The sequence below is a fragment of the Pseudomonas avellanae BPIC 631 genome (genome assembly GCF_000444135.1).
Classification (GTDB): domain Bacteria; phylum Pseudomonadota; class Gammaproteobacteria; order Pseudomonadales; family Pseudomonadaceae; genus Aquipseudomonas; species Aquipseudomonas avellanae.
On the sequence record NZ_ATDK01000063.1, the window covers coordinates 1 to 14,400 of the forward strand.

Annotated in this window: 11 protein-coding genes; 7 read left to right on the forward strand and 4 right to left on the reverse strand. The window is 59.9% G+C overall.

Translation table 11 applies throughout. From position 1 onward, the window contains the following. Positions 1 to 254: 254 nt before the first annotated feature. Both DW49_RS0104895 and DW49_RS0104900 read right to left on the reverse strand, forming a co-directional pair. A complete protein-coding gene (locus DW49_RS0104895) occupies positions 255 to 1,502 on the reverse strand; it encodes a ribonucleotide-diphosphate reductase subunit beta (RefSeq protein WP_003381548.1) in 1,248 nt (415 codons plus the stop codon). A gap of 371 nt (positions 1,503 to 1,873) precedes the next feature. Continuing rightward, positions 1,874 to 4,786, reverse strand: coding sequence for a ribonucleoside-diphosphate reductase subunit alpha (locus DW49_RS0104900; RefSeq protein ID WP_003381550.1), 2,913 nt, complete (start codon positions 4,784 to 4,786; stop codon positions 1,874 to 1,876). Positions 4,787 to 5,484: 698 nt separating this feature from the next. Here DW49_RS0104900 and DW49_RS0104905 point away from each other — a divergent pair. From DW49_RS0104905 to fhuF, 3 genes are read left to right on the forward strand one after another with little or no spacing between them, the layout of a single operon-like run. After that, positions 5,485 to 6,228 carry a response regulator gene (locus DW49_RS0104905; protein WP_024419992.1) on the forward strand — a complete coding sequence of 248 codons (744 nt, stop codon included), beginning with the start codon at positions 5,485 to 5,487 and terminating at the stop codon, positions 6,226 to 6,228. A 4-nt stretch (positions 6,229 to 6,232) separates the two neighbouring features. Further along, positions 6,233 to 7,843, forward strand: a complete 1,611-nt coding sequence (locus DW49_RS0104910) for an ATP-binding protein (RefSeq protein WP_005616323.1) — start codon at positions 6,233 to 6,235, stop codon at positions 7,841 to 7,843. Beyond that, positions 7,801 to 8,547, forward strand: coding sequence for a siderophore-iron reductase FhuF (gene fhuF / locus DW49_RS0104915; RefSeq protein ID WP_024419991.1), 747 nt, complete (start codon positions 7,801 to 7,803; stop codon positions 8,545 to 8,547). Before DW49_RS0104910 ends, fhuF begins: the two co-directional genes overlap by 43 nt. On the opposite strand, the gene DW49_RS0104920 is transcribed toward fhuF, so the two are convergent. Then, positions 8,548 to 9,273: a 4'-phosphopantetheinyl transferase family protein gene (locus DW49_RS0104920; protein ID WP_197282579.1), complete on the reverse strand. Its 726-nt coding sequence runs from the start codon at positions 9,271 to 9,273 to the stop codon at positions 8,548 to 8,550. Between the two features lie 210 nt (positions 9,274 to 9,483). On the opposite strand from DW49_RS0104920, the gene DW49_RS0104925 reads away from it, so the two are divergent. Next, entirely contained in the window at positions 9,484 to 10,017 is a 534-nt protein-coding gene (locus DW49_RS0104925; RefSeq protein WP_005616327.1) for an REP-associated tyrosine transposase, read from the forward strand. Between the two features lie 658 nt (positions 10,018 to 10,675). Here the strand turns inward: DW49_RS0104925 and DW49_RS0104930 are convergent. Continuing rightward, complete coding sequence (locus tag DW49_RS0104930) at positions 10,676 to 11,464, reverse strand: dienelactone hydrolase family protein (RefSeq protein ID WP_005616328.1); 789 nt, start codon at positions 11,462 to 11,464, stop codon at positions 10,676 to 10,678. Positions 11,465 to 11,641: 177 nt separating this feature from the next. On the opposite strand from DW49_RS0104930, the gene DW49_RS0104935 reads away from it, so the two are divergent. Genes DW49_RS0104935 through DW49_RS0104945 form a run of 3 tightly spaced genes read left to right on the forward strand, consistent with a single transcriptional unit; the run spans position 11,642 to position 14,040 of the window. Continuing rightward, a complete protein-coding gene (locus DW49_RS0104935) occupies positions 11,642 to 11,992 on the forward strand; it encodes a hypothetical protein (RefSeq protein ID WP_003381557.1) in 351 nt (116 codons plus the stop codon). A 27-nt stretch (positions 11,993 to 12,019) separates the two neighbouring features. Continuing rightward, positions 12,020 to 12,697 carry a response regulator gene (locus DW49_RS0104940; protein ID WP_003381559.1) on the forward strand — a complete coding sequence of 226 codons (678 nt, stop codon included), beginning with the start codon at positions 12,020 to 12,022 and terminating at the stop codon, positions 12,695 to 12,697. Further along, complete coding sequence (locus DW49_RS0104945) at positions 12,694 to 14,040, forward strand: ATP-binding protein (protein ID WP_005616334.1); 1,347 nt, start codon at positions 12,694 to 12,696, stop codon at positions 14,038 to 14,040. Before DW49_RS0104940 ends, DW49_RS0104945 begins: the two co-directional genes overlap by 4 nt. Positions 14,041 to 14,400: the final 360 nt, after the last annotated feature.

Consider the following 14,400-nt stretch of genomic DNA (forward strand, 5'->3'; position numbering starts at 1 on the left):
ACTGTTTTCGAAAAAACCAGCTACTAACTAACGTAAAATTCAAATTTTATCAATAACTTAGGTTGCGGGACACGGGTAAATTATTTCGCAAACAGTACACTAGCCAGGATTCGGAAATTTTTACTATGGAGCGCGCGCACGCTTTGCCCCAATTGTCGCCTACTACGGGACGTTGCATATAAAGTTCTCAGATTGGTTGTCACCCCGAGTACACAGGGTGACCTACGTCATATATTTTTATAGTTTGACTCGAGTCAATCCCAGCTCAACGCCCCACCCGTCTGATACTCAATAACCCTAGTCTCAAAGAAATTCTTCTCTTTCTTCAAGTCCATAATCTCGCTCATCCAAGGAAACGGATTCGTCGTCCCAGGGTACTCTTCCTTCAACCCAATCTGGCTCAGACGACGGTTAGCGATGAATTTCAGGTAATCCTCCATCATCGCCGCGTTCATCCCCAGCACGCCGCGGGGCATGGTGTCGCGGGCGTATTCGATTTCCAGCTGGGTGCCTTGCAGGATCATCTGCGTGGCTTCTTCTTTCATCTCGGCATCCCACAGGTGCGGGTTTTCGATTTTGATCTGGTTGATCACGTCGATGCCGAAGTTCAGGTGCATGGACTCGTCGCGCAGGATGTACTGGAACTGCTCGGCGACGCCGGTCATTTTGTTGCGGCGGCCCATGGAGAGGATCTGGGTGAAGCCGCAATAGAAGAAGATGCCTTCCAGTACGCAGTAGTAGGCGATCAGGTTGCGCAGCAACTCTTTGTCGGTGTCGACGGTGCCGGTTTCGAACTTCGGATCGGAGATCGAACGGGTGTATTTCAGGCCCCAGGCTGCCTTTTTGGCGACCGATGGGATCTCGTGGTACATGTTGAAGATCTCGCCTTCATCCATGGCCAGCGATTCGATGCAGTACTGGTAAGCGTGGGTGTGGATCGCTTCTTCGAAGGCCTGGCGCAGGATGTACTGGCGGCACTCCGGGTTGGTGATCAGGCGGTACACGGCCAGTACCAGGTTGTTGGCAACCAGTGAGTCGGCGGTGGAGAAGAAGCCCAGGTTACGCATGACGATGCGGCGCTCGTCGTCGGTCAGGCCTTCCGGATCTTTCCAGAGGGCGATGTCGGCGGTCATGTTGACTTCTTGCGGCATCCAGTGGTTTGCGCAACCGTCCAGGTATTTCTGCCAGGCCCAGTCGTACTTGAACGGCACGAGCTGGTTGAGGTCGGCGCGGCAGTTGATCATCATTTTTTCGTCAACGGCGACGCGGGCGCTGGCGCCTTCGAGTTCGGCCAGGCCTTCAGCGACGTCCAGTGCGTCCAGCGCTTTCTTGGCGCGGATCAGGGCAGCGGAGTCGTTGGCGGTAACGGCGCGGGCTTCTTGGGCTGCGAGGCCGCCAGCGCTGTCGAGGCGGTCCATGTTGGCTTCGTTGGCGTGACCGGCGTTGGTCGCTTTGGCGACTACTTCGCCGTCTTCTTTATCGAATTCGTCCCAGCTCAGCATGGTGTAATTCTCCTGCTTGAGGGTCAGTCGGGTGGACTGGCCTGTTGGATCTAGAGGGGGTGTTGCTTGCTTTCAAGGTGTTGCGCGCAAGGAACATGAATTTTTGGCTTTTGGGGCCTTTGGGTGAGGAGGAGGGTGGCAAGGGGATGTGTGTCCCTTGCCGGCCTCTTCGCGGACAAGTCCGCTCCTACAGCAGTCTACGAGTACAGCATTCGGCTTGTTGGCCTCTTCGCGGACAAGTCCGCTCCTACAGCAGTCTACGAGTACAGCATTCGGCTTGTTGGCCTTTTCGCGGACAAGTCCGCTCCTACAGGTACAGCGTTAGGCTTGTTCGCCTCTCGCTGTTCCTGTGGGGGCGAGGTGGGTTTGCCTTACTGGCAAGCCTCGCAATCCGGCTCGTCGATTGCGCATGCCTTTGGCACTGGGGCCGGGCCGGCAGGTGCGGCTTCGGTCGGGCGAGGGGCGGTGATCGCCGAGTCGTCCGGGCCGTGGCCGCCGCTCGATACGGCGTTGAGCTTGCCGGTGTTGACGGTGGATTTCTCGGTGCTGGTCGCGGCCAGGGCACGGAGGTAGTAAGTGGTTTTCAGACCACGGTACCAGGCCATGCGGTAGGTCACGTCCAGCTTCTTGCCCGAAGCGCCAGCGATGTACAGGTTCAGCGACTGAGCCTGGTCGATCCACTTCTGACGACGGCTTGCTGCGTCAACGATCCACTTGGTGTCCACTTCGAAGGCGGTCGCGTAAAGCTCTTTGAGCTCCTGCGGGATGCGCTCGATCTGTTGCACCGAACCGTCGTAGTACTTCAGGTCGTTGATCATGACCGAGTCCCACAGGTCGCGGGCCTTGAGGTCGCGAACCAGGTACGGGTTGATAACGGTGAATTCGCCGGACAGGTTCGATTTCACGTACAGGTTCTGGTAGGTCGGTTCGATCGACTGCGACACGCCAGTGATGTTGGCGATGGTGGCGGTCGGTGCGATGGCCATGATGTTCGAGTTACGAATACCTTTCTGCACACGGGCACGTACCGGCGCCCAGTCCAGGGATTCTTTCAGGTCGACATCGATGTACTTCTGGCCACGTTGCTCGATGAGGATCTGTTGCGAGTCCAGCGGCAGAATGCCCTGGGACCACAGCGAACCCTGGAACGTCTCGTAGGCACCGCGCTCGTCAGCCAGGTCGCAGGACGCCTGAATGGCGTAGTAGCTGACCGCTTCCATCGAGCTGTCGGCAAACTGCACTGCAGCATCGGAACCATAAGGAATGTGCTGCAGGTACAGCGCGTCCTGGAAGCCCATGATGCCCAGGCCGACCGGACGGTGGCGCAGGTTGGAGTTCTTGGCCTGCGGTACGGAGTAGTAGTTGATGTCGATGACGTTATCGAGCATGCGAACGGCTACATCGATGGTGCGCTTGAGCTTGTCGGTGTCCAGCTTGCCGTTGACGATATGGTTCGGCAGGTTGATCGAGCCCAGGTTGCAGACCGCGATCTCGTCCTTGTTGGTGTTCAGGGTGATCTCGGTGCACAGGTTCGAGCTGTGAACCACGCCCACGTGCTGCTGCGGGCTGCGCAGGTTGCACGGGTCCTTGAAGGTCAGCCATGGGTGGCCGGTTTCGAACAGCATCGAGAGCATCTTGCGCCACAGATCCTTGGCCTGGATGGTCTTGAACAGTTTCACCTTGCCCGGGTATTCGGTCAGCGCTTCGTAGTACTCGTAACGTTCCTGGAAGGCCTTGCCGGTCAGGTCGTGCAGGTCCGGTACTTCGGATGGCGAGAACAGGGTCCACGGGCCGTCGTCGAAGACGCGCTTCATGAACAGGTCAGGGATCCAGTTGGCGGTGTTCATGTCGTGGGTACGACGACGATCATCACCGGTGTTCTTGCGCAGCTCGATGAACTCTTCGATGTCCATGTGCCAGGTTTCCAGGTAGGCACAGACAGCGCCCTTGCGCTTGCCGCCCTGGTTGACCGCAACGGCGGTGTCGTTGACCACTTTGAGGAACGGCACGACGCCTTGCGATTTGCCGTTGGTGCCCTTGATGTACGAGCCCAGCGCACGAACCGGCGTCCAGTCGTTGCCCAGGCCGCCTGCGAATTTGGACAGCATGGCGTTGTCGTGGATCGCGTGGTAGATGCCCGACAGGTCATCCGGCACGGTGGTCAGGTAGCAGCTGGACAGCTGTGGACGCAGGGTGCCGGCGTTGAACAGCGTCGGGGTCGACGACATGTAGTCGAACGAAGACAGCAGGTTGTAGAACTCGATGGCGCGGTCTTCACGGGCTTTCTCTTCGATCGCCAGGCCCATGGCCACGCGCATGAAGAAGATCTGCGGCAGTTCGAAACGCACGCCATCCTTGTGGATGAAGTAACGGTCGTACAGGGTTTGCAGGCCCAGGTAGGTGAACTGCTGATCACGCTCGTGGTTGATGGCCTTGCCGAGTTTTTCGAGGTCGAATTCGGCCAGCACAGGGTTGAGCAGTTCGAACTTGATACCGGTGGCGACGTAGGCAGGCAGCGCCTTGGCGTACAGGTCTGCCATTTCGTGGTGGGTGGCGCTGTCGGCGACACCGAGGAAGCCCAGGCCTTCGGCGCGCAGGGTGTCCATCAGCAGGCGGGCGGTGACGAACGAGTAGTTCGGCTCGCGCTCGACCAGGGTACGCGCGGTCATGACCAGTGCGGTGTTGACGTCTTTCAGCGCCACGCCGTCGTACAGGTTTTTCAGGGTTTCGGTCTGGATCAGGTTGGCGTCGACTTCAGCCAGGCCTTCACACGCTTCGGTGACGATGGTGTTCAGGCGACCCATGTCCAGCGGCGCAAAGCTGCCGTCGGCGAGGGTGATGCGGATCGACGGGTGAGCCTGAACCTGATCTTCGGGGGCACGAACGGCACGCTCCTTGGCACGCGAATCACGGTAGATGACGTAGTCGCGAGCCACTTTCTGCTCGCCGGCACGCATCAGCGCCAATTCGACCTGGTCCTGGATTTCTTCGATGTGGATGGTGCCGCCCGAAGGCATGCGACGCTTGAACGTGGCGCTGACCTGTTCGGTCAGGCGGGCAACGGTGTCGTGGATGCGCGACGAGGCAGCAGCATTGCCGCCCTCAACTGCAAGAAACGCCTTGGTGATGGCGACGGTGATCTTGTCATCCGTGTAAGGGACGACAGTACCGTTACGCTTGATCACGCGCAATTGACCGGGGGCAGTGGCAGACAGATCCTGTTGGGCCTGGCTTGCCTGCGGCGCGCCGGTCGGCGAGTTCTCGCGAGTTGTGTCTGTTTGCATGTGTGACTCCACGTTCCTTTAAGTTTGTTCGGGCATTGCTGCCCACCGTTTCGTTTCGAGCAGTGAGTCGCAAAAGGCGACTCAAGGGCTCCAAAACGAAGGTGGCAGCGGGGTGTTTTTCCGCTGCCAGGTTTTGAAGCCAAAAAGGACCGGGCCAAGCCCGATCCTTTGAAAAACTGATGAAGAATGCGTGTTCGATGTTGCAAACCGTGTACTGCGCGGCTTTGCTCCCCGCGCGAGCAACCGGGTATCGAAAACGACTTTAATTTCAACCCCGCAAACGCAAGAAAAGTGCTTGAATTTCTCGATTGAGTTGTGCTGGGTTTTTTGCGGAAAACCCTACATGTAGGGTGTCCCTCGCCGTCGGGCTACAAGATAATGCGTTTTGGACATGAATTGCAACGCACGGCCTGTGGATAAAGTGTGTGTAGTTTGTGTATGAAACGCACACCATGCGTGTAGGCCGCATAACTACTGGACCGGGACCGTTTGTCACCATTTTCTGTAGGCACTTGCGGCAGGTTACTGATTTTTGAGGGCGCGAACCCTATCACAAAAAAACGGCGCTGCAAGGGCAATCTGGCATGTCGTTTGCCGCGTTGCTTTCTTCTCGTTCGGCAGCGGCTGCGGTTGCTACACTCGCCTGCGACAAGGGGCCGCAACCCTGCGTTTCAACACACAATAACAACAGTAGGGAGATGTCTTTGGAGCCGCACACCTGGCACGTGCTCATCGTCGAAGACGACCAGCGCCTGGCCGAGCTGACCAGCGATTACCTGCAGAGCAACGGCCTGAGCGTGTCGATAGAAGGCAATGGCGCGCTGGCGGCGGCGCGGATCATCGATGAACAGCCGGACCTGGTGATTCTCGACCTGATGTTGCCCGGCGAAGACGGCTTCAGCATCTGCCGCACCGTGCGCGACCGCTACGACGGGCCGATTCTGATGCTCACCGCGCGCACCGACGACACCGATCATATTCAGGGGCTGGACACCGGGGCTGACGATTTTGTCTGCAAGCCGGTCCATCCCCGCGTGTTACTGGCGCGCATTCATGCCTTGTTGCGTCGCAGCGAAGCGCCGCAAGTGCCGGCCGCCGAGCTGCGCCGCCTGGTGTTCGGGCCACTGGTGGTGGACAACGCGTTGCGCGAAGCCTGGCTGCGCGAACAGAGCATCGAGCTGACCGGTGCCGAATTCGACCTGCTGTGGCTGCTGGTGGCCAATGCCGGGCGCACGCTGTCCCGCGAAGAAATCTTCACTGCGTTGCGCGGCGTCGGTTACGACGGCCAGGATCGATCGATTGACGTGCGTATCTCGCGCATTCGTCCCAAGATCGGCGACGACCCCATTCATCCGCGCCTGATCAAGACCTTGCGCAGCAAGGGCTACCTGTTTGTGCCTGAAGCAGCGCAGGACATGAGCGGCCACGTGTTCAGCGGCTGACCTGATGAACTCGATCTTTCTGCGCATCTACGGCGGCATGCTCGGCGTTCTGGTGCTGGTTGCGCTGCTCGGCGTGCTGGCCCTGCATGTGCTCAATCAGGAGCGCGGCGAGCAGTACCGCGAGCGGCTGGCCCACGGCACGTTTACGGTTCTGGCCGACAACCTGCTGTCCCTTGACGCCATCGAACGGCGCCGTGCGCTTGCGGTCTGGGAGCGGCTGATGGGCATTCCCCTGAGCCTGCAAAGCGTCGAGCAGGCCCATCTGGACAGCGGCGCGCGCGGTCGGCTGGCGCGTGGCCAGGTGGTGGTCGAGCAAATGGGGCCGCACGCCGCCAGGGTCTATCGCCAGCTTAGCGACAAGGAGCCGCTGCTGTTGACCGGCGAAGTTCAGCAGATTACCGAGCAACTGGCGCGGGCAACTATTTACCTGTTGATCGACGAACTGGTGCGTTTTCCGGTCGATGAGCAGCCGGCGCGCCTGCAAGCGCTGCGCATCGACAAGGGTTTTGGTTTCGACATGCACCTGCTGGCGCTGGATCAGGCTGACCTGGATGACGATCAGCGCCGCCGCATCTATGAAGGCGACACGGTGATGGCGCTGGGCAAGGGCGGCGACTCAATTCGCGTGCTGGCCGGGATTGTCGACACAAACTGGGTGCTGGAAATAGGCCCGCTGTACCAGATGAACCCCTATCCGCTGCACTGGCTGCTGATGATTGCGCTGCTGGGGCTGTGTTTCATCGGGCTGGTGGTTTATTTGCTGGTGCGGCGTCTGGAGTGGCGCGTGCTGGAACTGGAAGCCGCGGCCACGTTGATCGCGCAAGGCAGCCTGCAAACCCGTGTGCCCACCGAGGGCTCCGATTCGGTAGGGCGTGTGGCGGCGGCGTTCAACAGCATGGCCGAGAACCTGCAACGCTCGCTGATGATCCAGCGTGAACTGGTGCGCGCCGTGTCTCACGAGCTGCGCACGCCGGTGGCGCGGCTGCGATTCGGTCTGGAGATGGTCAGTGACGCCACCACGCCCGAGGCGCGGCTCAAGTACATGCGCGGCATGGACAGCGACATTCAGGACCTCGACAAGCTGGTCGATGAGATGCTCACTTACGCGCGCCTGGAGCAGGGCGCGCCGACCCTGAATTTTCAGCGCATCGATCTGGATGCGCTGATCGATCAGGTCATCGCCGAACTGGCCCCACTGCGCGCTGATGTCAGGATCACGCGCGGCGAGTGCTTCACGTCTGAAGAGGGCGAGGCGGCCTGGGTCGAGGCCGAGCCGCGTTATCTGCACAGGGCGTTGCAGAATTTGGTCAGCAACGCGATGCGCCATGCCGAGACCGAGGTGCGCATCAGTTATCAGCTGGGCGCGCAGCAGTGCCGCATCAACGTGGACGACGACGGTCCGGGCGTGCCTGAAGAGGCGTGGGAGCAGATTTTCACGCCCTTCATGCGCATCGACGACAGCCGCACCCGCGCGTCAGGCGGGCATGGGCTGGGCCTGTCGATTGTGCGGCGGATCATCCACTGGCACGAAGGCCGTGCGCTGGTCGGGCGCAGTGTCGGTCTGGGCGGGGCGTGTTTCAGCCTGTCCTGGCCGCGCACGCAGGTGCCGCGTTGAATTCGCCTTTGTTTGCTGGAGCGTTGGCGCCGTTTGGGTGCACGTTGCTGGCGGCAGATGACCCGCGCCCGGTGGTGGCGTTGCCTGAACTGTTGCAACCCACGCGGCTTGATCAACTGTTGCTGAGTGTTTACGGGCCGCAACTGATGCCCAGTCAGTTGCCGATGCTGGTTTCGCAGTGGGCCAAGTGTTACTTCATGCAGATCATTCCCCCGGTGCTGGTTGCCAGCCTGGTGCAGGGTTGGCATTGGCCGTTGACGCATGATCAGGTCGGTGTGGCGCTGGACGAGCGTGGCGTGCCCTGTGGTGTCAGATTGCTGGGGCAGAGCGAGGTCTGGCGGGACGTTCCGGTTGATCCGTTTCAGCGCTTTGCCGGTTTGCTGGAGGATAACCTGCAACCGTTTATTAGCGCATTAAGTGCTTATGGCGAACTGCCCGGCGCAGTGTTGTGGAGCAGCGCCGGTGATTATCTGGAAGGCTGCCTTACTCGACTGGCTGAGTGCAGCGATACTTCGCTGGCGGCGGGCATGGCGTTGTTGACTGAGAAACGCAGGCCGGATGGTCGGGCCAATCCGTTGTTCCAGACGGTGCGTTATGTGGCGCAGAAGAAAGGGGCTGAGCCGCGTCGGCAGCGGCGGGTGTGTTGCCTGAGTCATCGGGTCGAGTGGGTCGGGCGTTGCGAGCATTGCCCGCTGCCCGAGTGATCAACCTTCGACCGCGACCAGGCTCAACAGGTGATCGCCCAGCACACTGAACTGGCCGTCCAGCTCCTTGCCTGCCTGCCATTCGCTGGACAGGTCGATCAGCAGCCGCAGGCGGACGTTGCCGTCGGCGGACCATTCCAGCAATTGTGCATCTTCGAAATAGAAGCGCTTTTGCACGATGGGGTAGAGCGCCTTGAACAGCGCTTCCTTGATCGAAAAGGTCAGGGTAACGCGCAGCGCAATCTGATCTTGCGGGCCGGCGGCCATATCGCCCAGCTCGGCAGCGGTGAGGATTTCTCCGGCCAGGCGTGAAGCGCGGTCGTGGCTCAGCAGGTTTTCCGTGTCCAGCCCCAGCCCGCGCCATTGCTGCTTGTGCGCCACCACCGCAGCGGCCCAGCCGGTGCTGTGGGTGATCGAACCACAGACATCACCTGGCCAGATTGGCGCACGGTCTTCGCCCAACGTGGGGGTGTGCAGGCGGCCATCAAGCTGGCTTAGCGCCTCGCGGGCGCACAGGCGACCGGCGAGAAACTCGGCCTGACGCTTGGCGACCGAGCGCTGAATGCTCGCAGGCGTCTCGATCGCACAGCGCTGAAAGTCATCGGCACCCAGCTTTTGCGGATCAAAACGCCCACTGACCAGCACCGCCCCCGGCACGGCATGCGGCAGTGGCCAGTGCTGGACGAGTTCGGGGCAACAGTGCGGGAGGTTGGGTCGTTGAGTCATGCGCGGCATTTTGCCGGGGGATTGGACTGGAGGGAAGAGTGCTGGGCGTCATCGAGCTCAACTATCGTGCTGCGCTCTGCGTCGCATGTCGTTCTGGACGCTCTGCGTCCTCTTAGCCAGGTAGAGCAAAAAACCGGTCACACTTTCATCATTTCCACCCACTCTGTCGGGGTGTACCGTTCGGACCTCTGATGATTCAAGGATGAACACATGGGCCGGAGTCGATACACCATCACCGAACCTGAAAAGCCTCACTTCCTGACCTGCACAGTGGTGGAGTGGTTACCGCTTTTTACCCGGCCTGTCCTGGTAGACATTCTGTTGAATGCCTGGCGCTATCAACAGGCTAATCAAGGGCTGCAGCTCTTCGGGTATGTCGTACTGGAAAACCATTTGCACTTCGTGGCCCAAGCGCCCGCTCTGGACAAATGTGTGAGCAGTTTCAAGTCGTTTACGGCTCGACAGATAATCGAAGCACTTGAGAGCGCCAATGCCGAGAGCACGTTGGAGCGTCTGCGATTCGTAAAGCGCCTGCACAAGAGTGACAGGGTTTATCAGGTTTGGCAGGAAGGAGCCCATGCCGAACTGGTGTGGAGCGAAAAGGTTATGCGGCAGAAGCTCGATTACATTCACCTTAACCCGGTAAAGAGGGGCTATGTGGACGTCGGCGAGCACTGGAGATATTCCAGCGCCCGAGATTATGAAGGGCAACGCGGTTTGATCGATATTCAGCGCTGGTATTAACGAAGTGTTGCGACGCAGAGCGTCGAGACCTGCATTCCCACGCTGGAGCGCGGGAACGATCATCTCAACTATCGTGCGACGCTCTGCGTCGCATGCCATTCCGGACGCTCTGCGTCCTCTTGGCGACGCAGAGCGTCGAGACCTGCATTCGCACGCTGGAGCGCGGGAACGATCATCGCAACTATCGTGCGGCGCTCCGCGTCGCATGCCGTTCCGGACGCTCTGCGTCCTCTTGACGACGCAGAGCGTCGAGAACTGCATTCCCACGCTGGAGCGCGGGAACGATCATCGCAACCATCGTGCGGCGCTCTGCGTCGTATGCCATTCCGGACGCTCTGCGTCCTCTTGACGACGCAGAGCGTCGAGACCTGCATTCGCACGCTGGAGGCGTGCGGAACGAGATATCAACTATCGTGGGCGCTCGCGTCGCATGCCATTCCGGACGTTTCGCGTCGCATGCCATTCCGGACGCTTCGCGTCGCATGCCGTTCCGGACGTTCCGCGTCCTCTTGACGACGCAGAGCGTCGCGACCTGCATTCCCACGCTGGAGCGCGGGAACGATCATCGCAACTATCGTGCGACGCTCTGCGTCGTCATGCCGTTCCGGACGCTCTGCGTCCTCCCAGTTTCGGGTGGACGCAGAATCTCAGTTATCGCTCAACCAAAGATCTTCTTGAAAAACACCTGCATGTCCGACCACGAGCTCTGGTCCGCGGCCTTGTCGTAGCCAATGTCCGGGCCGCCGTGTTCGCCGTGGCTCAGGCGGTCTGCGTCGGGGTTGGTGAAGCCATGTTTGGCGCCGTCGATGCTGACGAATTTATAGTCAGCCTTGGCGTCGTCCATTTCCTTCTTGAAGGCGGCGACGTTCTCCGGCGTGACCATGCTGTCCTTGGCACCATGCTCGACCAGCATTGGCACCTTGATGCCCGGTTTGGCCGGGCTATTGGTCACCAGTGCGCCGTGGAAGCTGACCACGCCCAGCAATGGCTCGCCGCGACGGGCCGCATCCAGCACGATCTTGCCGCCGAAGCAGTAACCCACCGCGGCAATTTTTTTCGGGTCGGTCTGCGGTTGTTTCTTCAATTGCTCAAGCCCGGCATCAAAGCGCTTGTCGGCTGCATCGCTGTCCTTGAGCGCCGCCTGCATGAAGGCCATCGCGTCTTTCGGGTGCTCGGTGTTCTTGCCTTCGCCGTACATGTCGATAGCCATGGCGCTGTAACCCAGTGCCGCCAGATCACGGGCGCGACGCTTGGCATAGTCGTTCAGGCCCCACCACTCGTGAACCACCAGCACACCGGGGCGCGGGCCTTTTACGGCGTCGTCGTAGGCGTAATAACCCACCAGTTTTGTACCGTCGGCACTTTTGTAATCGATCTGCTCGGTCTTGATCGCCGCCTGGGCGAGGCCGGTCAGGCCCATCATGATCATTGCAATCCACAAACGCATGTTCAGCTCCTTCTTGGGTGGGGTGCAGCACGAATGTCAAAAGATAGCCGATTCTGCCGCCTGTGGCGCGCACGACTGTTCAGCGCCGGTTCATAGCGTGTTCAGTCGGGGTTCAGCCCGGCCCGATTACTGTGGAGCCGTACCTTGACAGCGTTCCCGAGCGCAAAAGGAGTCGAAATGTTGAATCTCAACAAGTTTTTCCTGGCCTTGGCTTTTCTGGGTGGCAGTGCGGCGGCGCAGGCGGGCGATGGCACGCTTGACGTGGCACGCATCGAGTTCGGCAAGACCAGTGAAAGGTTCGATGACGCCAACAGTTGGGGGCACGCGCTCGATGAGCAGGCGCGATCCAACGTGTCCGTGGGGACGCTTTATTCACCGCCGGTTTACGGCAGTCTGACGGGCACTCACAATGGCGTGCCGGTCAGCCGCGAAATCCTGCTGGGCAGCTATGATGTGACACAGCATGTGCCCGTCAGCGCCCGCCTGTTGAGTACTGAGGCGACGATGTCGTTTCATTCTTTGTCTTGAGGCTGTGATTGTGCCTGGGAGAGCTGCATGAAGTTGTTGGTAGTTGAGGATGAAGCGCTGCTGCGCCATCACCTGCGTACCCGTCTGACCGAAGCGGGGCATGTGGTGGAAGCGGTGGCCAACGCCGAAGAAGCGCTGTATCAGGTTGCCCAATTCAATCACGATCTGGCTGTGATCGACCTCGGCTTGCCAGGCATCGGCGGGCTGGACCTGATTCGTCAGTTGCGCGCGCTGGGCAAGGCGTTTCCGATCCTGATCCTGACCGCGCGTGGCAACTGGCAGGACAAGGTCGAGGGGCTGGCCGCCGGGGCTGACGATTACGTGGTCAAACCATTCCAGTTCGAAGAGCTGGAAGCGCGGCTCAACGCTTTGTTACGCCGCTCGAGCGGCTTCATTCAGTCAACCATCACTGCGGGCCCGCTGCTGCTGGACCTCAACCGCAAGCACGCCGCTCTGGGCGAGCAGCCGCTGGCGCTGACGGCCTACGAATACCGCATTCTCGAGTACCTGATGCTTCATCATCAGCAAGTGGTGCCAAAAGAGCGCTTGATGGAGCAGTTGTACCCCGATGACGACGAGCGTGATCCGAACGTGATCGAAGTGCTGGTCGGCCGGCTGCGTCGCAAACTGGACAGCAGCGTGGCGTTCAAACCCATCGAAACCGTACGCGGCATGGGCTACCTGTTCAATGAGCGCTGTACGTGATTCGTTCGCTTCGCCTGCGTCTGATGCTGGGCGCCGCCACGTTGGCGGTGATCTTCATGTTGCTCATGCTGCCTGCGCTGCAGGGCGCATTCAGCCTGGCGCTGCGCGGGGCGATCGAACAACGGCTGGCTTCCGATGTGACCACCATGATTTCGGCGGCGCGCGTCGAAGACGACCATCTGCTGATGCCGTCGGTGCTGCCGGGCGAACAGTTCAACCTGCCCGGCAGTCGCCTGCTGGGCTACATCTATAACCGTCAGGGGCAGATGGTCTGGCGCTCGCTGTCTACCGAGTCCGAGAGCATCGACTACCACCCGCACTATGACGGGCAGGGCAGCGAGTTCACCAAGATCAAGGAAATCAACGGCGACGAGTTCTTCGTCTATGACGTCGAGATTCGCCTGCTCGGCGGTCGCAACGCCGCCTACAGTATCGTCGCTGTGCAGCCGTTGCGCGGCTACCAGGAAACCATCGACGGTTTGCGCCTCAAACTCTACCTGGGCTTTGGCGCTGCGTTGGCGGTGCTGCTCGGGCTGCTGTGGATGGGCCTGACCTGGGGGTTGCGTGCATTGCGCGGCCTGAGTCAGGAGCTCGATCAGGTGGAATCGGGCGTGCGCGACAGCTTGAGTGAAGAGCATCCCAGCGAACTGCTGCGCCTGACCGATTCGCTCAACCGCCTGCTGCGCAGCGAGCGTGAGCAACGGATTCGTTACCGCGATTCCCTCGACGACCTGGCTCACAGCCTTAAAACACCGCTGGCGGTGTTGCAGGGCGTCAGTGAAAACATCGCCAAACGCCCCGAGGACGTCGAGCAGGCGTGGGTGCTGCAATCGCAGATCGAGCGCATGAGCCAGCAGATCGGCTACCAACTGCAACGCGCCAGCCTGCGCAAGAGCGGTCTGGTGCGCCATCATGTGATGCTGCGGCCGGTGGTCGAAAGCCTGTGCAACACGCTGGACAAGGTCTACCGCGACAAACAGGTCAAGGCCACGCTCGACCTGCCGGAACTTTGTCAGGTGCACATGGAGGAGGGCGCGCTGCTGGAAATGCTCGGCAACCTGCTGGAAAACGCCTATCGGCTGTGCCTGAGCGAAGTACGCGTCAGCTTCACCCGCTCAGCGGACGGCGATGAGCTGTGCATCGAAGACGACGGCCCCGGCGTCCCGCACAGCCAGCGCGCACGCATCCTCGAACGTGGCGAACGACTGGACCGCCAGAACCCCGGGCAGGGCATTGGCCTGGCGGTGGTCAAGGACATCATCGAAAGCTATGGCGCACAACTGACGCTGGGGGATTCTCCGCTGGGCGGCGCGGCGTTCAGGATTCATTTTCTGGCGCAATAGGGAAGGGCGTAAAGCGATGCGCGAGCCCCTCAAGTGTCTGTGACGGGCCCGCATTGTTAAATTTAATCCTGATAGCTCATCAAGTGCTACCTATCAAATGCCTGGTTTCCTGCGATGAGATGTCAGCCGGTTAAACAGTCTGCTTAGCCACCATTTACTACGCGCTTCACGAATCTCTTCAATATTGGCGAACGTGTAAGGCCCCGTTTTTTTTTCTTTCGCCATAAGCGCCACCAGGCCTCGTATGGGTAATCGATAATGAAACACTAGTGTACTGTTTTCGAAAAAACCAGCTACTAACTAACGTAAAATTCAAATTTTATCAATAACTTAGGTTGCGGGACACGGGTAAATTATTTC